The sequence below is a fragment of the Thermococcus fumicolans genome, from assembly GCF_055386755.1.
In genome coordinates this window covers 849,245-869,041 of sequence record NZ_AP042424.1, presented here as the reverse complement: position 1 = coordinate 869,041, position 19,797 = coordinate 849,245, and the positions used below count along the sequence as shown (strand labels likewise).

Genomic DNA, 19,797 nt, shown 5'->3' with positions numbered 1-19,797 from the left:
TTTCACCCCCAAACGCTGTTGGCCGGCCGGGTTCCGGATCCAGGTCTCGTAGCTTCTTTGCAACTAAGCCCTCCTTCCCCGGCCGGCCTCTAGGCGCTGCGCTTAGACAGCACTCTGTTTATTTCACTGAGGACCTGTGAGGGTTCAAAGGGCTTGATTATATAACCCAGAGCTCCAGCCTCTATGCACTCGACCACCTTTTTCTCGCTGTCAACCGAGGTGATCATAACGACCCTGGCGTTCGGGTCTATCTCCTTTATCTTTCTGAGGGCCTCGATCCCGTCCATATCGGGCATTATTATATCGAGCGTAACAACGTCCGGCCTCAGCTCGGCGTACTTCTCAACCGCCTCCCGTCCCGTTGACGCCTCACCAATAACCTCGTGGCCGCCGTCGGTGAATATCTTCCTCAGCAGAATCCTGGCGAACAATGCATCGTCGGCTATGAGCACCCTTGCCATCAACGTCCCTCCCCTGTTATTATCCCCGCGGGGAACTAAAACCCTTGTGTGTAGGTAGTTATGTAGCTACACCACCATCCCAGAATACCGAAAAATTGGAAAACGTCCAATTTATGGTCGCTCCCTCCCAAAGCTATTTGTAAAAAATCCAAAATCAGGGCATGAGGTTGACAACCAGCATGCTCCTACCGGGTCCCTCGATGGAGGCGTCGAACCCCTCGGCCTCTATGGCCTCTACGACGTCCCTGGCAAAGGGAAATCCCTTAAAGTCCTTGTTGAGCCTCTCGAAGAACTCCAAAGCCTCAAGGTGCTTGAACCTGTCCTTGAAGGGCTCGAGGATAACGAGCTTCCCCCCAGGCTTCAAGGCCTCAAGGGTCCTGCTGAGGACCCTCCTGTAGTCCTCTGGCTCAAGGTACTCCAGGAGGAAGCTTATCACGGCGGTATCGTACTCGTTGACGGGCCTTATCAGCCTCACGTCGAGCTCCTTCAGCTCGACGGGGAGGTTGCTCTCCTCAGCCCTCATCCTAGCTATCTCCAGGATGGCCGACGAGTAGTCGACGCCCGTGTAGAAGCCGCCGTAGCCCACTTTTCTCCCGAAGTCGTACGGGGCGGCTGAACCACAGCCGAGGTCTAGAACACTGCCCCCCTGCTTGATCTCACCGGCGAGTGCTATGACATCCCTGTACAGGTTTGCGAAGTCCGTCGTCATCCGTATGTCCCAGAAGTCGGCGTCTTTGTCGAAGTCCATGAGAACGTGAGGATGGGTTGGGGTTATGAACGCGTAGTCAACCATCTTGTAGATCTCCTCAAGAACCGAAACCCACCCCGGCAGGAGCGCGTCGTAGTGCTCCTGCGGAACCCGTAAGGTGTACGAAAAGCCGTTGAGCTTTAGGTGGTTGCCGTGCTCTTCAACTATGCCTATGGCCTTCAGGGTGTTCAGGAACTCCTGGAGGAGCTTCCTGTTGGGCAGGTCGATGCTATCCAGAACTTCCCTCTGGCTCGGTTCCCTTGAGAGAACTTTAAAAACCCCGTGCTTGGTACCGAGCTGGATTATGTGGAGTATGGCCATCCTGACCATCTGCTCGATGTTGGTGTCAACCACTGCAACCCTCTTGGAAATCCCTTCCATCCCCCTCACCTCACATGAACTTTCTGTAATACCGGTAGTACTCCCTCAGGTACTCCACGACCTGCCTCCCGTACTCGGTGAGCCGGTAGTACTTGAAGCCGTTGTTCTTGATCTCCTCGACAAGGCCCAGGTACACAAGGGAGCTCTCACCATTGTAGCGGTTTCCAAGACCAACGAGAGCACCGCGGACATTGGAGGGATCAGAACCGACAACCCTTGCGATCTCCGAGAGGTAGGTTGCAGAAGGGTAGATCTCGTTGAGGTACAGGAGGATCCTTTTCCGAAGCTCGCTCCTGTGTATCGACCTGAGCACCTGAGGGTCTATTATCATGGTCCTCACCGCCATCCCCCTTCACCCCTGCTATTTCTGGCTGAGTTTACTGAACCTTAAGCCCCGCTGATTTTACTGGGCCCCAATGATACCCCATCGTAGTTATTACTCGGTTGTATGCTATATAACGTTTTTGGTCATCATCTGTATCCATTCCAACATAAAAATGCCTCTGTGAAGATTTCTCCAGAACCACTAAATATAGTTTGGCAAAACCACACACAGTTTGAAATCGGAAGGGGATACCTACATATGCACCTACATAGCCACCTACACTACTAAGAACAAAAAAGGGCTTTATATTCACCCAGCGTAAACCCTAACGCAAACAACCCTAGGGGGTGCATGGCTGATGAAGGCCAGGAACAGGAGAGGTGCGGTTGGTATTGGAACCCTGATAGTGTTCATTGCCATGGTTCTAGTGGCTGCAGTGGCTGCGGCAGTGCTCATCAACACCAGCGGCTTCCTCCAGCAGAAAGCCTCCAGCACCGGCAGGGAGAGCACCGAGCAGGTCGCCAGCGGCATACAGGTCATGCAGGTCACCGGCTACTACAACAGCGCTTCAACTCCCGCAGGAATAACCAAGCTTGCCATCTACGTTACTCCGAACGCTGGCAGCGCCGGAATCGACCTCAGCAACACCAAGATAATTATCAGCAACGGAAGCGCTCAGGCCGTTCTGGAGTACAACAGCGCCTACTATGACAGCACAGGCAACGACATATTTGGCTCCACCACCGCTTGGCCGACCAGCACTGACAAGACCAGCTTCGGAATAATCGTCGTTCAGGACTACGACACCAGCGTCCAGAAGAACTCACCGACCATGAACGCAGGGGACATCGTTGTTCTTACAGTTAATGTCGGAGACCTCTTCAGCCCGATTCCGGTCAGGACCCACATAACCGGCCAGGTCGTTCCGGAGTTCGGTGCGCCGGGCGTTATAGACTTCACCACACCCAGCACCTACACGACAGCTATAGTCAGCCTGCAGTGAGGAGGTGAGGCAGATGAGGCTCGTTAAGAAGAGGGGTGCCGTTGGCATCGGTACCCTGATAGTGTTCATTGCCATGGTTCTAGTGGCTGCAGTGGCTGCGGCAGTACTCATCAACACCAGCGGCTTCCTCCAGCAGAAAGCCTCCAGCACCGGCAGGGCCAGCACCGAGCAGGTAGCAAGCGGCATACAGGTTATGAAGGTCACCGGACACTACGACGGAACTGGTATTGACAGGCTCGCTATCTACGTTACTCCGAACGCTGGCAGCGCCGGAATCGACCTCAACAACACCAAGGTTCTCCTTGCCGACAAGGACAAGCAGGTTTACCTCAAGTACAGCAACAGCCTAGACGGAAGGAACACTGCTGATGTGTTCTCCGTCGACTGGACTAACGCCACTAGCAGCCAGTACGTTGCCCTCGTCGTTCAGGACTACGACGAATCCGCTATCAAAGGAACTACCCTTAACAAGGGCGACATAGCAGCCCTACTCGTAAATGCCACGGCGGTTTTCGGTAACCAGATCCCCGTCAGGACCCACATAACCGGCCAGGTTATCCCGGAGTTCGGTGCGCCGGGCGTTATAGACTTCACCACACCCAGCACCTACACCACGGAAGTCGTTGATCTCCAGTGATTTCCTTTGCTTCTCAACTTTCCTTTCGTTCTTTAAGGGTTCTCAGGAGGTGGTGCTATGCGTAGGGGAGCAATAGGCATCGGCACGCTCATCGTCTTCATCGCGATGGTGCTAGTGGCTGCAGTGGCTGCAGGAGTCATCATAGGGACAGCGGGCTACCTCCAGCAGAAGGCCCAGGCCACGGGGAGACAGACGACGCAGGAGGTGGCCAGTGGCCTCAAGATAGTCAACATCTACGGATACACCCCAGCGAATCCCCCCAGCAGCGGCGTCATAGAGAGAATGGCGATATTCATAACCCCAAACGCCGGCAGCGAGGGTATTGACTTGAGCAATGTGAAAATAGTGCTGAGCGACGGCAAGAGGCTGGTGGTGTACAACTACTCCTCTCAGTTTGACAACCCCGGCAATGTAAAGGATCTCTTCAACGATACTGAAGTTCCAGTGTGGACACCTATCCAAGACAAGGCCAGCTTTGGCATAGTGGTCATCAACGACATAGGAAGCGAGATGCAGGACAACCACCCAACGCTCGAGTTCGGCGACACCGTTGCCCTCTGCATATGGACAACTATGTTCGAGTACGAGGGCAAGAACGGAATAGGGCCAAGCACCAAGATGACAGGCAAGGTCATACCGGAGAGGGGATCTGCCGGAGTTATCGACTTCACCACCCCAGCGACCTTCGGCGAGAACGTGATGCAGCTCCAGTGAGGTGATGGATAATGAAGAAGAAGGGTGCGGTTGGTATTGGAACCCTCATCGTGTTCATCGCGATGGTCCTAGTGGCTGCAGTGGCCGCTGGAGTGCTCATAGCCACCAGCGGCTACCTCCAGCAGAAGGCTATGAGCACAGGCAGGCAGACGACGCAGGAGGTAGCAAGTGGGATAAGGGTCATGAACGTCTACGGCTACGTTAACTCGGCGACGCCAACTTCCGGAAACATAACTCGGCTGGTCATCTACGTTACTCCAAACGCAGGAAGCGGTGGAATAGACCTCAGCAACGTCAAAGTCGTGTTAACCGATGGGGCAAAGATGACGGTGTTCAACTACGACTCAACGGCGTTTTACACGGGGGACATCGACAACATCTTCAGTCTGACCACGTGGAACGACGTAAGCGGAACTAACTTCGGAATAGCCGTCGTCCAAGACACCGACAAGAGCATGATAGACAGTCCCAACAGCCCCGTCCTGAACTGGGGAGACATTGCGGGAATACTCATAGACACAACGGGCTTTGGAAAGGGTAGCGGCCTACCCCCCGCCACCCACGTAACCGGTAAGGTGATACCCGAGAACGGTGCCGCAGGGGTAATAGACTTCACGACTCCCCACTCCTACACCCAGCAGATACTAGAGCTCCAGTGACGGGGGTGGTACCGTGGCTCTCACGTTCCTTTCATCTTTATTCGGAGGGAAAAAGAAAAGGGAAGAGGTTGCCACCCCCGAGGAAGAGATAGCTATTGAGGAGCTCGAGGAGAGGGTCGAGAGCAGGGAGGAGAACGAGCAGCTAACCCAGCTCCAGGAGCGCATCAACGAGATTGAGAACGACATACCGAGGATGAAGATAAGCATCGACACGCTGAAGAAGCAGATCCAGGAGCTCAGGGACGACATCGAGAGGCTCGACAAGACGATCAAGGACGTCATGATGCTCTACGAGGTCATAAGCCAGGAGATAAACCCCTTCAAGGAGCAGATGGGGCAGGAGAACCCGCTCAGCAATGAGATCCAGGAGCTCAGGAAGGAACTGGAAGACCTCAAGATGGAGCTGGCCCAGGTCAAAAACGACATTAAGGTGCTCGCCGGATATGGTGTTGACCTCGACTCGATAATCTACGAGGTGCTCGCGGAGGTGTGAAGCATGGAGATAGCAGGGTTCGTCACGGAGGCAGACATTAACTCCAAGCTTTCAGAACTAAAAGGCAAGGTACCCACAGTGGTCATCAACGACCTCCGTGAGAAGCTGATAGCCAGAAAGGACCAGCTCACACCTGAGCAGCTGGACAAGATAATCCAGAAGGTGCTGGAGACCTACGGCAACCAGGCGACGAAGTACGAGCAGCTCAACAGGCGCGTCGACGAGCTCGGAAAGAGGCTCAGCGAGCTGGGGATGCAGCTCAGTAGGCTCATAGAGAGCCTCGAGGAAACCAAGTTCAAGGTTCATGAGAAGAGGGCCGAGGAGGTTAGCGAGAAGGTCGAGGAAGTCCACGAGAGGATAGGAAAGCTCGAGGAGCTACTTGAAAAAGGCGAGGAAGAGGCCATCCCAGAAGAAGCCAAGAAGAAGCTTGAGGAGCTTCGCGAGAGGATTGACAGCCTCGAGGCCAAGCTCACAGGAAAAGCGGCCACTGAGATGATCGAAGAGGCAAAGGCCAAGGTTGAAGAACTTGAGAAGAAGCTCGAGAGCGGGGAGGAGGTCACGGAGGAGGAGCTTGCAGAGGCAGTTGAAAGCGTTGAAGCCGCGGAAGCAGGCGCAGAGGCGCCGGAGGAGCTCGTTGAAGAAGTCGAAGAGGTAGCCCCTGAGGTTCCGGAAGTCGAGGAAGTCCAAGAAGAGGTCGTAGAGGTTCCGGCAGAGGTACAGGAGGTCCCGGAGATTGAAGAGGTGAGTGCCCCCGAGGAGGTCGCCGAAGAGGAAGTTGAGAAAGCCGAGGAAGTTGAGGCTATCGAGGAAGCCCCGGTTGAAGTTGTTGAGGAAGTTCCCGCTCACGAGGAGGTAGCTCCTGAAGAGGTGGAAATCCCCTCCGAAGAAGAGGTTGTTGAGGAGGTTGCACCTTCCCCCGAGGTGGAGGAAGAAAAAGTTGAAGAAGGTGGTGTTGAGATGGCCGAAGGAAAACTTCAGATTCCCGAGGATATTGCCAGCCTCCTGTTCGAGGAAGAGCCCAGGAAGGCAAGGCTTGAGAAGCTTCCCGAGGACGTCGTTTCAACGATGATAGCCCTCAAGTGGCTTGGATTCCTCATCGACAGGGTCGGCATACAGAACCTCGAGAGGGTCCTCGAGTTCTACTACGAGATAGGCTGGATAAGCGAGGAAGTGCTCAACCAGCTCCTCCGCTACGCTAAAGGTACTAGACCGCACCACAGGGACCCAGAGTGGAAGCCGGCCGATAAGCTCACCGTTCAGGACCACCTCATAAGCCTGCTCTTCATCGAGAGGCTTAGGGGACTCAGGATCAACAGGGACGTGCTGGACAAGCTGGAAAGGGAAATCAAGATGCTGGAAAAGACCCTCGATGAGTTCTACGGGATCTGAAGGGCAGAGGCACAACAGCAAGTGGGGGAAGGCCGATGGGGTTCAGCGTGTCAGCGAGCGCAGCGATAATCTTCATTTCATTTTTAGTGGCCGCCAGCACCCTTTACAGCGCATGGGACAACAGCTACAGCAAGGTTCAGGCCGCAAGGGAGGATTGGTATAGTTTGAGGCTTTCACAACTTCACTTTGGAGTCAAAGTTCAGTCACTTGCTAGGGTTGACTCCGATGGAGACGGTAATTCGGATGATCTTGAGGTAGTGTTACTAAACAATGGAACCACAGTCAGGGCTCTGATAGATGTCATTGACGATGGAGTATATCTAGGTAGTCTCGATGAGGGATACCTCCTTCCAGGTGGGAACATCACATACTATGTTACCAATGCGTTAGTGGATACAAATACCCACACCCAGCTTGTGGTATTTCCCAACGGCTGTTCAGTCTGGTTTAAGTATCAATACCAGTCTACAGCACCAGGAGTATCGCTATTGGCATCCGCAACATACTGTCCAACGGAGGTGAGCTGATGGCAGCCGGAGGTCCAGCGAGTGAGCTGATAATGTTCATCGTCGCAGTCATCGTCGCGGGCAGCGTTGCCGGGGCCCTAGCTTACGTCACCAACGACATAGCCCACGGTATGAACGACAGGGGAGCCATGCTGGCGGAGCAACTAAGAACGGACTTCGCGATAATCAACGACCCGAACAACATTCCCGTAAGCGGAACCGGGCCCTATACGTACACGTTTTACATCAAGAACATAGGGAAGAACTCCTTCGCGTTTTCATCCGACGCAGTCCAGGTCTTCATAGACGGGAACATCGTACCCCCCGCCAACCTCACCTTCACCGACACATCGGGAAACGCGATAACATCCCTGGATCCCTACGCGGTTGGTGAGATACAGGTGACACTTGGAACCCAGCTCTCAACCGGGACTCACACAATCACCGTCGTGCTTGAGAACGGCAAGAGGCGGTCGCTGGTATTCCAGGTGTGAGAGCTAACCCGCTAAAATCAACGCTGCCGGTGGTGATCATCGTGGTCGAGGAACTCCTAAAGATGGAGCTCAAGGGCGATGAGCTTCACCGCCGTCTCGGCGGTGGCATTCCAGCCGGGACAATAATGCTCCTGGAAGGGGACAGGGGTAGCGGTAAGTCCATATTCGTCCAGAGGCTCCTCTACGGGTTCCTCATGAACGGCTACACAGCGAGCTACATCTCGAGCCAGTACACCACCGTCGAGTACATAAAGCAGATGGGTTCCCTCGGCTACGACATAATCCCTTTTCTAATCAGGAAGAAGCTCGTGTTCGTTTCTCTCTACCCACTTCTGAGCGGGATAAGTGAGAAGAGGAAGTTCCTAAGTAGGCTTCTGGGTGAGCCCCGCCTCTGGGAGCCCAACGTCATGATAATCGATTCATTCTCATCCCTCCTCTCGAGGGAGCAGGACCCGAACGCCGTGAGGGACTTCCTGCTCTACGTGAAGAAGCTGGCCTCCCTTGACAAGGTCATCATTCTAACTGCTAACACTGAGGAGATAGACAGGGACTCCCTCTTCGTCCTAGAAGAGGCCGCCACGATGCTCCTCAGGCTCAACGTCAAGGTGTTCGGTGGGGACCTCAAGAACTCGGCCACGATAGTCAAGTACAACAACGCCAAGGGGATCTTCCAGAAGATAATCCCCTTCCGCGTCGAGCCCAAGGTCGGTCTGATAGTAGAGATAGCGGCGGTGGTGTGATATGGCCGCGCAGGTGATCAGGAGCGACACCCTCGAGGACGCGATGCAGAGGAACCCCCACCTCAGGAGGTACGTGGAGGGGTTCAGAAAGAAGTACGGCAAGATGCCGGAGTTTCACGCCCAGCTCAGCAGGGATATGAAGGACATAATGTACCCCAACATCCTCTACCCGGTAGGCGACCCGATATTCATCCACATATACGGGGATCCAAGGACCGACAAGAAGTACATAGTCATCGAGCCCAGGATCGAGAACATAACCGAGGAAAAAAAGTACGAGATGGTGAAGGACAAGATCCTGGAGATAGCGCCGACCAGGGACATCCCAGAGGATCAGGAAGAGTTCGAGAGGTTCTTAGATTCCCTCTTCGACGAGGCGGTCTTGTCCCTAGTCAAGAGCAAGCAGAAGATCCCGGGCACAAAGGAGAGCTTCACCCTGACCAAGGAGGAGATGGAGAAGTTCCGCTACCTCATAAAGCGAGACATCATTGGAATCGGTCCCCTTGAGCCCCTGGCGAGGGACCCGTACATCGAGGATATCCACATAATCGGCGCGAACTATGTCTCTCTAGTCCACAAAATATTCGAGGCCCTGCCTACCAACATAACCTTCGGCGACAACGTCAAGCTGGCGGACTACTTTAAGAACATCTCGGAGCGCATAGGAAGGCCCGTCAGCGACAGGAATCCGATAGTTGACGGCGCCCTACCAGACGGTTCGCGTATCAACATCATCTACTCCCCGGACATCTCCCTCAAGGGACCGAGCGCCACGATCCGTAAGTTCACCGCTACACCCATAAGCATCGTCCAGCTCATAGCGTGGGGAACCCTCAGCGCGGAAGTTGCCGCCTACCTCTGGATAGCCCTCGAGTACGGCATGAGCGTCTTCGTATGTGGTGAGACTGCATCGGGTAAGACTACCCTCCTGAACTCGATCATCCCCTTCATCAAGCCCGGTTCAAAGATCTACACGGCCGAGGACACTCCAGAGGTTCAGGTGCCCCATCCAACATGGCAGAGGCTCATCACCCGTGAGAGGGGCCCAGAGGAGAGCAGGGTTACCCTCTTCGACCTGTTGAAGGCGGCTCTACGTTCGAGGCCGAACTACATCATCGTCGGTGAGATCCGTGGTGCCGAGGGTGCCATAGCGTTCCAGGCAATGCAGACCGGCCACCCAGTCATGAGCACCTTCCACGCCGGTGACATCAAGAAGATGATACAGCGTTTCACCGGCCACCCGATAAACGTGCCAATAACCTTCATCGACAACCTCAACATAGCGGTCTTCCAGCAGGCGGTGTACCTGAGGGGTAAGTTCCTCAGGAGAACCATCAACGTCGTCGAGATTGAAGGTTACTACGAGGAGCTGGGCGGTGTTGCAACGAGGAACGTATTTGAGTGGGATCCGGTGAACGACAAGCACATCTTCCGCGGTTTCAACAACTCCTACATCCTGGAGAGGAAGATAGCGGAGATAGCCGGTTACGAGGATCCGAAGGAGATATACAACGAGCTCTTCCTGCGCGCGAGGATTCTGCAGAGGATGGTCGAGCTGGGCATAACGAACTACTGGGACGTCTACAGGGAGATCAAGGCTTTCTACCAGCGCGGCATTGAGGGCCTCAGCTTTAGGATCTGAGGGGGGTTCACCATGAGCGACGGAAAGATCAGCATCTTCACCAAGGCAGACCTCGACATGAAGACGTACATACGCAAGGTCCTAGTGCCCTACGCCGGGATCTCCGCTGTTCTCTTCGTCGTTGCATCCATATTCTCCAACTTCTTCATGCTTTCCACTGCCCTTTCCCTCCTCCTGTACTCGATACCCGTCATCCTTTTGATCTACGCCGCGGCTTACCCATACATAGTCGCCGACTCAAAGAAGATTTCGATAAACTCCCACATACCGTACTTCATCACATACTTCGCGGTCCTCTCGACGAGTGAGATGGGCAGGTCCGAGCTCATAAAGGTTCTCGCCAGCGACCCCAAGCTCGGCGCTATCGCATCTGAGCTGAGGAAGGTCTACATCATAGTCGAGAAGCTCCACCGCTCGATGCCCGAGGCCTTCCGCTTTCTCGCGAGGAGGACGCCGAGCAGGGTTTTCGCCGACTTCCTCGACAGGCTAGCCTACTCCCTCGACAGCGGTGTTGACCTCAAGGAGTACCTCTTCCAGGAGCAGAAAACAGTCATGGACGACTATGAGACGTTCTACGAGGGGGCCCTCTACGATCTGGACGTCTTCAAGGAGATATACGAGTCGATAATCATCTCCGTCGTCTTCATGGCGAGCTTCATAATCATCGGACCGCTCATCACGGGGCAGGACATAGGGAAGCTGGCCCTCTACACCCTCGCCATAATCCTCGCGGCCGAGATAGGCATTTTTTTCGTCATAAAGTTCAGAATGCCGGAGGATCCTATCTGGGCCGACACCAAGGGCATAGAGACAGAGAGGATAAGGAAACTCAAGCGCGCCGGCCAGATCTCTGTCCTCGGCATCGTGATCATAGGGCTGGTCTACTACCTCTTCCTCGCCCCACGGTTCAACATTCCAGAACCGTTTGTGGTTGCGCTGATACTCTCGCCCCTCTACTACGTTGGCCATCTAGCAGCGAAGGAGGAGGAGTCGATATTCAGAAAGGACGAGAACTTCGCCGCTTTCATAAGGAGCCTGAGCTCTTCACTGGCCGCCAGCGGAAGCTCCCTCGTCCTGGTGCTCAAGTACCTAAGCGCCCACGACTTTGGAAGCCTGACGGAGGACATAAAAGCCCTCTACCGCAGGCTGGCGGTTAGAATAGACCGCGAGAGGGCGTGGGACTTCTTCATAGCTGGAACCGGGAGCTGGCTCATCGGAATCTTCTCAGAGATATTCAGGGAAGCGATAAGAATGGGTGCGGAGCCGGACTACGTCGGCCTGGTCATCAGCAGGAACTTCGAGAGGCTCGTGAGGCTCAGGAGGAAGAGGCAGCAGAGCATGGCCAGCTTCATAGGCATCATCTACGGACTAACGGCCTCGTTCGCCTTCGCCCTGGCGGCTTCCTTCCAGGTGGCGGCGTCGATAAACCTCCTCTTCAGCCAGCTCCAGATACCAACGGAGTACGTAGGTGACATCATCCACGTGATCCCACCCGCGGGCATGACCTTCGTCATGTACGTGATGCTCACGATCATGGTCATCCACTCCCTCCTCTCGGCCCTGGCGATAAAGACCGCCGACGGCGGCCACTGGATAGTTGCCCTAAAATACTTCGTCATACTCCTCTGGATATTTGCGGCCGGCATGTACGCGGGCCAGGTGCTGATGGAGAGGATGATGGGTATCTCCAGTGGGGGAAGCGGAACGACCCAGCTACTCGGAGTTCTGGCCAAGGCCGTACTCGGCTGAGTTAACCTTAAGTCCCCTTTAACCCCAATTTCTTATGGTGTTTGCATGGACGAGGTAGAGCTCAGCAGGCTCTGGGAGGGGACGGTAAGGCGACTCGAAATTGAGGGGGTTCTAAAGAGCAAGCGGGTAAAAGATGCGTTTCTCAAACTCCCCCGTTACCTCTTTGTCGAGGAGCGGTACCGCGCTTATGCCCACGTGGACGAGCCCCTCCCAATTCCCGCCGGCCAGACGATCTCCGCCCCCCACATGGTGGCGATAATGCTCGAGCTGGCGGAGCTCAGGCCCGGCATGAAAGTTCTCGAGGTCGGTACGGGAAGCGGGTGGAATGCGGCCTTAATAGCCGAGCTCGTGAAGACCGACGTCTACACCGTCGAGAGGATTCCTGAGCTAGTAGAGTTCGCCCGCAGAAACCTTCAACGGGCTGGAGTTGAGAAAGTCCACGTATTCCTCGGCGACGGGAGCAGGGGCTTCCCTTCCAAGGCCCCCTACGACAGGATAATAGTCACCGCAGGGGCACCTGAGATCCCGGAACCACTGATAGAGCAGCTTAAACCCGGTGGGAGGTTGATAATCCCTGTGGGAAGCTATCACCTCTGGCAGGACCTCTACGTTGTAGAAAAAGAAGAGGACGGAAGGGTCAGGAAGAAGCGCTGGGGTGGGGTCGCGTTCGTGCCCCTCATCGGGGAGTACGGGTGGAGGGAGTAGGGTTTTAAACCAATCCTCCAATCATCCCACGCGATGATGAGATTGGCCTTTGGGGTTACCGATGCCCGGGATCGACGGCCTGAGCCACTCCGTCAAATTTTTAAATCCCCACTCTTTTAGTAACCCTCGGGAAGATTAAGCCGGGGGTGGTGAGATGCCAGTGATCGAGGAGGTGACCAGGAGAAGCTTTGAGAGGACGGGAATGCACTCCCACATAAGGGGTCTGGGCCTCGACGAGAACGGAAAGGCGAAGTTCATGGCCGACGGGATGGTCGGACAGGTCAAGGCCAGGGAAGCGGCTGGAATAGCGGTCGAGCTCATAAAGCGGGGCAAGCTCGCCGGAAAGGGTATTCTCCTGGCCGGGCCAACGGGAAGCGGTAAGACTGCCATAGCAATGGGCATAGCCAGGGAACTAGGCGAGGACGTGCCCTTCGTCCAGATTGCTGGTAGCGAGATCTACTCCTCGGAGATCAACAAGACCGAGTTCCTGAAGCAGGCCATGAGGAGGGCCATAGGCGTTAGAATAAGCGAGGAGAGGAAGGTCTACGAGGGCGAGGTGAGGGAGATAAAGATCAACAAGACCAAGCACCCCTTCAACCCCTACGTCGAGATCCCGGAGAGCGTCCTGATAACCCTCCGCACGAAGGACGACGAGAAGACGATAAGGGCGGGAAGGGAGATAGCGTACCAGCTCATGGAGATGGGCGTTGAGGAGGGCGACGTCATACAGATCGACGCCGAGAGCGGCAGGATCTCAAAGGTCGGCACGACCAAAGAGGAAGAGGGGCTGTTCTTCAAGAGGAAGGTCAACCTGCCGAGCGGGCCTGTGCTCAAGATAAAGGAGTTCACATACACGGTCACACTCCACGACCTGGATGTTGCCAACGCCCGCGGCAACATATTCGGCCTTCTCTTCAGCACCGGCGCCGAGATAAGCGACGAGATAAGGAGCAGGGTTGACGAGACAGTCAAGAAGTGGATCGAGGAGGGCAGGGCAACCCTCGTTCCGGGCGTCCTCTTCATAGACGAGTGCCACATGCTGGACATAGAGGCCTTCTCCTTCCTCGCGAGGGCCATGGAGAGCGAGCTAGCCCCGATCCTAATCCTCGCCACGAACAGGGGCATGACGACCATAAGGGGCACCGACATAAAGGCCCCGCACGGAATCCCGATAGACATGCTCGACAGGCTCTTGATAATCAACACCGAGCCGTACAAGAGGGACGAGATAAGGGAGATAGTCAAGATCCGCGCGAGGGAGGAGAAGATAGAGATAAGCGAGGAGGCAGTAGAATACCTGGCGGAGCTCGGCGAGAAGACCAGTCTGCGCTATGCAGTCCAGCTCTTGGCACCGGCTAGCGTCCTGGCCAGGGGCAAGAGGGTTGAGAGGGAGCACGTCGATAGGGCCAGGCAGTACTTCGCCGACCTGAGGAGGAGCATCAGCTTCGTGGAGAAGCTCGAGGGCATGCTCCAGTAAATTCCGACCCTTTTCTCCCCCTTTAACCAATTGGAATAACCCCCACCTTAGACAGAGCGCATAGGACGTCAAAAAACGCCGAACCAGTCCAATGGAGGAGAAAGCTCTGGACGAAGCTCTTCCCCCTTAAGTCCATCCACGCAAAAATCAGACCCGCGAAAAAGGAGTACGGGATCTCGGGAAGGGGCTTTCCTACGTGGACGAGGGTGTAGGGAACGTCCTGGGCAAGCATGGCCAGCCACTCGTTCTCCCTCGCGAGCGGGAAGAGGAGAAACCCCCTGAAGAACGCCTCGTGGGCCAGCATCACAACACCAATCACGAGCTCTTTTCTCAGAAAACCAATCCAGCTAGAGTAGACAAAGTGCGGATAATAATTCCGCATCGACGGAACCAACAGGCCTCCCAAGCTCGCAACAGCAGCTATAGCCATCAGGACGCCAAAAGTCCCCCAGTTGTCCTCTGGGAACCTCAAACCCAGTTCCCCCGGCTTAAAGCCGAGTGACAGGGAAATAAAGAGGGGCACGAGAAGATACCACACCAGAAGCCAGCCGGCCCACTGCTCCAGGGTACCGGCGAAAAAACGAGGGGCAAAAGAGAGGGGGAGCAGGAGCAGAAAAAGCACGTAGGGGTTCCTTCTGAGGCCCATCGATCACACCATGAAGCTTATCGTGGCCGTGCTCGGGTACCTCCTGACCTCGATGCCCCTGTTGGTAAAGGCTATGCCTATCTCAAGCGGCCTGTTGGGGTTGGCCCTCCTGACGACTCTTATACCTATCTCGTCGCCGATGCGGTCCTTGTTGAGCCTTGAGACGTAGGTGTAGAGGAGGCGGAGGAAATTGCGGTAGTCGTGCATGTCGTTCAAAAACTCCCTCTGCTCCGGGTTAAGGCGGGGCATTATGTAGCGGTGGAAGAACCAGTCAAAGCTTCCCGCGGTTTCTGAGGCGTAGACGAAGAGCAGCTTATAGAACTCCGGGTTCTTGTTCCCGAACACCGAGTCCATGTGGGGTATGGCCCTTCCGAGAACCCTGCTGGCCTCGGTGAAGTTCAGGTTGACGAGCCTTAGAACCAGGTCGCTACCCCTGATCTCAAGGTGGATGAAGCGGTTGTTCCCAAAGTCCATGTAGATGTGGTTGTAGAACATGACGAAGTTCCTGGGCCTAAAGCTCATCTGCTGGAGGATCCTGAGCACGGAGTCCCTGAGCCTGGAGACGAGGGATGGATCCCCAATGAGGAGGGCCTCTATGCCACCCACCATCTCCTTCAGAACCACGTCCCTGTCGAGGCGGAACTCCACTTCACGCCTCCATCCGGGCATGTTGTACCTGTTGAGGATCCTAAGATCAACAAGCGAAACCCGGGCCTCTTTCTCTATACTCCCAAAACGCTTCTTGAAGACCACGACCGGGTGATATCTGGAGGAGGGGTTCAAGTACGAGACGGGGATCTCAGTAACCTTGGCGAAAGCGAGTACAGCTTCCCTTATCTTGGCCTCGTCGGTCCTGGAAAACCTGCTCAAGAGGTCCTGGACCAGGATCTCGAACCTCTCCCTGCCCACCGCAGGCATGCTCTCACCCTAGATGAAAACTTCGCCCCGAGAATTATAAACCTCTCGGAGGACGATGTGGATTAAAAAGGAGAAGAGACCTCACTCTGCGGACTCCTCAACGCTCTCCTCCGCGTTGTTTGGCTCTTCCGGGCCCTCTTTGCCTTCCTCACCTTCGGTCGGGTTCTCCGTTTCTTCTGCAGTTTCTCCAGCTTCCTCAGTCTCCGCCTCCGGTGGCCTGAGGAGCTCCTCAACGTTTGGCTTGAACTTGACCTCCTCGTAGCCGATGAACTTGAGGTCGCTCTCCAAGAGTATCTCGCCGAGAACCAGGGTATTCTTGTCGACCTCTTCCAGAACGGGGCTGAAGTTAACGGTGACCTCCTTCTCCCCGACCTCTATGATGACCTTCTCCCTGTCGACCATTGGCATGCGGAGCTCTATAAGGGCCTTTACCTTCTCTATCGGGTCCTCTATCCGCTCAAGGATTTCCACCTCGTAGACGAGGTGCTTTCCAGCGTAGGGGTGGTTGAAGTCGACCCTGACCCTGCCGCTAGAGACGCTGATGATGCGGCCCCTTATCTTCTTCCCATCGCTTCCTTCAAGCTCGATCTCCATGCCCGGGATCGGGTACATGCCCCTCCTCCTGAACTGGCCGAGGGTGAAGGTCTTTATGAGCTTGGGGTCGCGCTTTCCAAAGCCCTTCTCGGGCGGGACTATTATCTCGTACTTCTTTCCAACCTCGAGACCCTCGAGCTGCTCGTCGAGGCCCTTGAGAACGTGGCCTGCCCCAACGGCTATCGGAACCGGGCCGTAGATGCCCTTCTCATTGTAAATGCCGGCCTCCTTGGCGACCTCCTCATAAGTCGTGTCGAAGATCTCGCCGGTCTCATTGACCTTTCCGGTGTAGTGAAGCCTTATGACGTCTCCCCTCTGAACCTTCGTCATGATCATTACCTCCTTAGAGTCCTGAGTGGCATTCAAGGCCACCACTTTTAAGCTTTTGCCGGCGCGAGTGAAGTTCCAAGTACACAGAATTGATCAAAGCAACGGCGATAACCTAATAAAACGCCCCCGTGAAGTTTCCCCGGTGGTGAGAAGATGGCCATAAGGATATACAACACCCTGACGAGGCAGAAGGAGGAGTTCAGGCCGCTCAGAGAGGGCGAGGTCAGGATGTACGTCTGCGGTCCGACGGTTTACGATTACACCCACATAGGTCACGCCAGAACCTACATAGCCTTCGACGTGGTTAGGCGCTACCTGGAGCACCGCGGCTACACGGTCTTGATGGTCATGAACTTCACGGATATAGACGATAAAATCATCAAGAGGGCGAACGAGACCGGCGAAGACCCGAAGGAGCTTGCCGAGAAGTTCCTGAGGTACTTCCTTGAGGACATGGCCGCCCTCAAGGTCAAGCCGGCCGACATATATCCGCGCGTCACCGAGCACATTGATGACATCATTGACTTCGTGAAAAAGCTTCAGGAGAAGGGCTACGCCTACGAGGGGAGCGATGGGGTCTACTTCGAGGTTCGCAAGTTCAAGGACTATGGCAAGCTGAGCAAGATAAAGGTGGAGGACCTCGTTAAGGGAGCACGCGTCGAGCCCGGTGAGGGCAAGAAGAACCCCGAGGACTTTGCCCTCTGGAAGAAGGCGAAGCCCGGAGAGCCAAAGTGGGAAAGCCCTTGGGGTGAGGGAAGACCAGGCTGGCATATAGAATGCTCCACGATGAGTACCAAATACCTCGGCGAGAGCTTCGACATCCACGGCGGCGGAAACGACCTCATCTTCCCGCACCACGAGAATGAGATTGCTCAGACGGAAGCGTGCACCGGCCACGAGTGGGTCCGCTACTGGATGCACACGGGCTTTCTCATGGTCAACGGCGAGAAGATGAGCAAGAGCCTTGGAAACTTCATAACCATCAGGGAAGCCCTGAAGCGCTACGACCCCGAGGTGATAAGGCTCTTCGTGCTCCAGAGGCACTACAGATCGCCGCTCGACTACACGGAGGAGGGCATGAAGCACGCCAAGAACAACCTTGAGAGGCTCTACAACACCCTCGAGAACATCCGTGTATCGATGGAGAGGGCTGAGATCTCCTTCCGCTGGGAGAAGCCCGAGTTCGAGGCCTACGAGGCGATAAGGAACGCGAGGGAGAAGTTCTATGAGGCAATGGACGACGACTTCAACACTGCCGAGGCCCTGAAGGCCGTCTTTGAAGTATCAAACGCCGTAAACCGCTATTTAACTCAGGTGAAGACGCCAAAGGAGAGCATACTGAGGAAGGCCTGGGAGTTCTTCAAGATCGTGAGCGAGGTCTTCGGCATCTTCGAGGAGTACTTCAGGGAGCAGAAAGCTGGAGAGGAGGAGGAACTCATAAAGCTCCTCATAGAGGTGCGCGCCCAGCTCAGAAAGGAGAGGAACTTCGCGCTGGCGGACAAGATAAGGGCCGAGCTGAGGGAGCTTGGGATTCAGCTCGAGGATACTCCGCAGGGCACGGTGTGGAAACGGATAAAGGTGTGAAGGGTTTCTTTTTGGCCCCCTTTTAACCTTTAGAAGAGAAGATAAAAATCACGGGATCTGGAAAATTCTTACGGTGTTCGTTCCCACTGTCTTCCCAACCGGCGCTCCCTTGGTCAGGAGCACGGTGTCATCCTCCTTGGCAAGGCCCAGGCCCTTTATCAGGCGGATGATCTCGTTCTCATCGTGGCTCTCCACGACGAAGGGATAGACACCATAGCTGAACATCAGCCCGTTGGCCACTTTCTCATCGCTCGTGAACGCGAGTATCCACTGCTTCGGCCTGAAGCGGGAGATCAGACGGGCGGTGTACCCGTTTTTAGTGGGAGTCAAGATGTATTTGGCATCAACAACCTGCAGGGCCTCTATGATGCTCCTCGTAATGGCGTCCTTTATGGTACCTCTCTTGGGGATCTTCTCCTTCCACTCTAGCATCCTGACGTTTCCAAAACTCTCCCTGTACGCCTCTGTGGCCCGGGCTATCTTGGCCATCATCCTGACCGCGTCAACAGGGTATTTCCCTATCGCGGTTTCCTCCGAGAGCATAACCGCGTCGGCTCCATCGAGTATAGCGTTTGCAACATCGGTGACTTCCGCCCGAGTGGGAAGCTTCTCGGTCGTCATACTTTCGAGCATCTGTGTGGCCACTATAGCGGGCTTTCCCGCCATCATGGCCTTCCCAATGAGCCGTTTCTGGAGGATGGGGAGCTTCTCAATGGGCATTTCAACACCGAGGTCTCCCCTCGCTATCATGACGCCGTCCGAAGCTGATAGGATCTCATCGAAGTTCCTGATGGCGTCGGGTCTCTCTATCTTCGAAATGACGAACATCCTGGAATCCCTCTGCTCAAGGAAATGTCTGATCTTAAGGACGTCGTAGGCAGAACCCACGAAGCTTATACCGACCGCATCAACCCCGTTTTCCACCATGAACTCCAGGATCTCAAAGTCCCTCCTCGTCACTGCCTCCAAGGGGATCCTCGCGTTGGGGATGTTGATGCCCTTGTGGGAGTAGAGTGTTCCCCCCGCAATCACTTTACATACAACGTCTGTATCCGAGACCTTCACGACTTTGAGAACTATGAAGCCGTCGCTGAGGTATATCACGTCCCCTGGAGAGACCAGTTTTGGAAAGTTCTTGAATTCCACGGGGATCAGGCCCTCCATCCCCTCAACGTCCTTAACGGTCAAAGTTACCGTCTGATTGCGGCGGAGTTCAACCTTCCCACCAAGGATCTCCCCAACTCTTATCTTGACTCCTGGCAGGTCTCCCAGAAGCGCTACCCTCCTGCCAACCCTTTCAGCAGCTCTTCTTATTCTTTCGATTCTCTTTTGGTGCTCCTCGAACGTGCCGTGCGAGAAGTTTATCCTCGCAACGCTCATGCCTACCTTTATGAGGGACTCTAGAGTTTTTCTGTCGTCAGAGGCCGGACCTATCGTTGCCACGATCTTTGTTTTGTGGGTAGGGAGTCTCATAGTGCTCTCACCAAGGGGTATTCGCAGTTATTCGATTTAACCTTTTCCAGATATTTTTTTGTAAATTTTACAAAAAATAATAGAATTTACAACCAACTTATTCTTACGGAATTTTACGTACATCTCTTG

21 protein-coding genes are annotated in these 19,797 nt (G+C 55.0%); 14 read left to right on the top strand and 7 right to left on the bottom strand.

Features of this window, described 5'->3' with window-relative positions; translation table 11 throughout:
* Positions 1-89: 89 nt before the first annotated feature.
* The 3 genes from ACZ5AM_RS04895 to ACZ5AM_RS04885 all read right to left on the bottom strand — a co-directional run bounded on the left by ACZ5AM_RS04895 (position 90) and on the right by ACZ5AM_RS04885 (position 1,936).
* Positions 90-461, bottom strand: a complete 372-nt coding sequence (locus tag ACZ5AM_RS04895) for a response regulator (protein WP_464915741.1) — start codon at positions 459-461, stop codon at positions 90-92.
* 154 nt (positions 462-615) lie between these two features.
* Entirely contained in the window at positions 616-1,590 is a 975-nt protein-coding gene (locus tag ACZ5AM_RS04890) for a class I SAM-dependent methyltransferase (protein WP_464915740.1), read from the bottom strand.
* A 10-nt stretch (positions 1,591-1,600) separates the two neighbouring features.
* Positions 1,601-1,936: a helix-turn-helix domain-containing protein gene (locus ACZ5AM_RS04885; RefSeq protein WP_464915739.1), complete on the bottom strand. Its 336-nt coding sequence runs from the start codon at positions 1,934-1,936 to the stop codon at positions 1,601-1,603.
* A gap of 337 nt (positions 1,937-2,273) precedes the next feature.
* Here ACZ5AM_RS04885 and ACZ5AM_RS04880 point away from each other — a divergent pair, with 337 nt between their 5' ends.
* The 13 genes from ACZ5AM_RS04880 (at position 2,274) to ACZ5AM_RS04820 (ending at position 14,123) form a co-directional block, all read left to right on the top strand.
* Positions 2,274-2,918, top strand: a complete 645-nt coding sequence (locus tag ACZ5AM_RS04880) for a flagellin (protein ID WP_464915738.1) — start codon at positions 2,274-2,276, stop codon at positions 2,916-2,918.
* A gap of 13 nt (positions 2,919-2,931) precedes the next feature.
* Entirely contained in the window at positions 2,932-3,555 is a 624-nt protein-coding gene (locus ACZ5AM_RS04875) for a flagellin (protein ID WP_464915737.1), read from the top strand.
* A 57-nt stretch (positions 3,556-3,612) separates the two neighbouring features.
* Positions 3,613-4,269: a flagellin gene (locus ACZ5AM_RS04870; RefSeq protein WP_464915736.1), complete on the top strand. Its 657-nt coding sequence runs from the start codon at positions 3,613-3,615 to the stop codon at positions 4,267-4,269.
* Positions 4,270-4,280: 11 nt separating this feature from the next.
* Complete coding sequence (locus ACZ5AM_RS04865; RefSeq protein WP_464915735.1) at positions 4,281-4,928, top strand: flagellin; 648 nt, start codon at positions 4,281-4,283, stop codon at positions 4,926-4,928.
* 13 nt (positions 4,929-4,941) lie between these two features.
* Entirely contained in the window at positions 4,942-5,421 is a 480-nt protein-coding gene (locus ACZ5AM_RS04860; RefSeq protein ID WP_464915734.1) for a flagella accessory protein C, read from the top strand.
* A 3-nt stretch (positions 5,422-5,424) separates the two neighbouring features.
* The gene (locus ACZ5AM_RS04855) at positions 5,425-6,810 is read left to right on the top strand and encodes a FlaD/FlaE family flagellar protein (RefSeq protein WP_464915733.1); all 1,386 of its coding nucleotides are present in this window, start codon (positions 5,425-5,427) and stop codon (positions 6,808-6,810) included.
* 35 nt (positions 6,811-6,845) lie between these two features.
* Entirely contained in the window at positions 6,846-7,337 is a 492-nt protein-coding gene (locus tag ACZ5AM_RS04850; protein ID WP_464915732.1) for a flagellar protein, read from the top strand.
* A complete protein-coding gene (gene arlG / locus ACZ5AM_RS04845) occupies positions 7,337-7,810 on the top strand; it encodes an archaellum stator protein ArlG (RefSeq protein WP_464915731.1) in 474 nt (157 codons plus the stop codon). The genes ACZ5AM_RS04850 and arlG overlap by 1 nt, the downstream gene beginning before the upstream one ends.
* A 41-nt stretch (positions 7,811-7,851) precedes the next feature.
* Positions 7,852-8,550: an archaellum protein ArlH gene (gene arlH / locus ACZ5AM_RS04840; protein WP_464915977.1), complete on the top strand. Its 699-nt coding sequence runs from the start codon at positions 7,852-7,854 to the stop codon at positions 8,548-8,550.
* 1 nt (position 8,551) lies between these two features.
* A complete protein-coding gene (locus ACZ5AM_RS04835) occupies positions 8,552-10,192 on the top strand; it encodes a type II/IV secretion system ATPase subunit (RefSeq protein WP_464915730.1) in 1,641 nt (546 codons plus the stop codon).
* A gap of 12 nt (positions 10,193-10,204) precedes the next feature.
* Positions 10,205-11,941, top strand: coding sequence for an archaellar assembly protein FlaJ (gene flaJ, locus ACZ5AM_RS04830; protein WP_464915729.1), 1,737 nt, complete (start codon positions 10,205-10,207; stop codon positions 11,939-11,941).
* A gap of 45 nt (positions 11,942-11,986) precedes the next feature.
* Positions 11,987-12,646 carry a protein-L-isoaspartate(D-aspartate) O-methyltransferase gene (locus ACZ5AM_RS04825; protein ID WP_464915728.1) on the top strand — a complete coding sequence of 220 codons (660 nt, stop codon included), beginning with the start codon at positions 11,987-11,989 and terminating at the stop codon, positions 12,644-12,646.
* A gap of 154 nt (positions 12,647-12,800) precedes the next feature.
* The gene (locus ACZ5AM_RS04820; RefSeq protein ID WP_464915727.1) at positions 12,801-14,123 is read left to right on the top strand and encodes a RuvB-like helicase; all 1,323 of its coding nucleotides are present in this window, start codon (positions 12,801-12,803) and stop codon (positions 14,121-14,123) included.
* Positions 14,124-14,145: 22 nt separating this feature from the next.
* Here ACZ5AM_RS04820 and mrtA read toward each other — a convergent pair whose 3' ends face one another.
* The 3 genes from mrtA to ACZ5AM_RS04805 form a co-directional block, all read right to left on the bottom strand.
* Entirely contained in the window at positions 14,146-14,769 is a 624-nt protein-coding gene (gene mrtA / locus ACZ5AM_RS04815) for a CPBP family archaeomyxosortase MrtA (RefSeq protein WP_464915726.1), read from the bottom strand.
* Positions 14,770-14,772: 3 nt separating this feature from the next.
* Entirely contained in the window at positions 14,773-15,687 is a 915-nt protein-coding gene (locus ACZ5AM_RS04810; RefSeq protein ID WP_464915725.1) for a hypothetical protein, read from the bottom strand.
* A gap of 81 nt (positions 15,688-15,768) precedes the next feature.
* A complete protein-coding gene (locus ACZ5AM_RS04805) occupies positions 15,769-16,611 on the bottom strand; it encodes an FKBP-type peptidyl-prolyl cis-trans isomerase (RefSeq protein ID WP_464915976.1) in 843 nt (280 codons plus the stop codon).
* Between the two features lie 153 nt (positions 16,612-16,764).
* Here ACZ5AM_RS04805 and cysS point away from each other — a divergent pair, with 153 nt between their 5' ends.
* Positions 16,765-18,195 (top strand): cysteine--tRNA ligase, encoded by a 1,431-nt coding sequence (gene cysS / locus ACZ5AM_RS04800; protein ID WP_464915724.1) that lies wholly within the window; start codon positions 16,765-16,767, stop codon positions 18,193-18,195.
* 48 nt (positions 18,196-18,243) lie between these two features.
* Here the strand turns inward: cysS and pyk are convergent, their stop codons facing one another.
* Entirely contained in the window at positions 18,244-19,668 is a 1,425-nt protein-coding gene (gene pyk, locus ACZ5AM_RS04795) for a pyruvate kinase (protein WP_464915723.1), read from the bottom strand.
* Between the last annotated feature and the right edge of the window lie 129 nt (positions 19,669-19,797).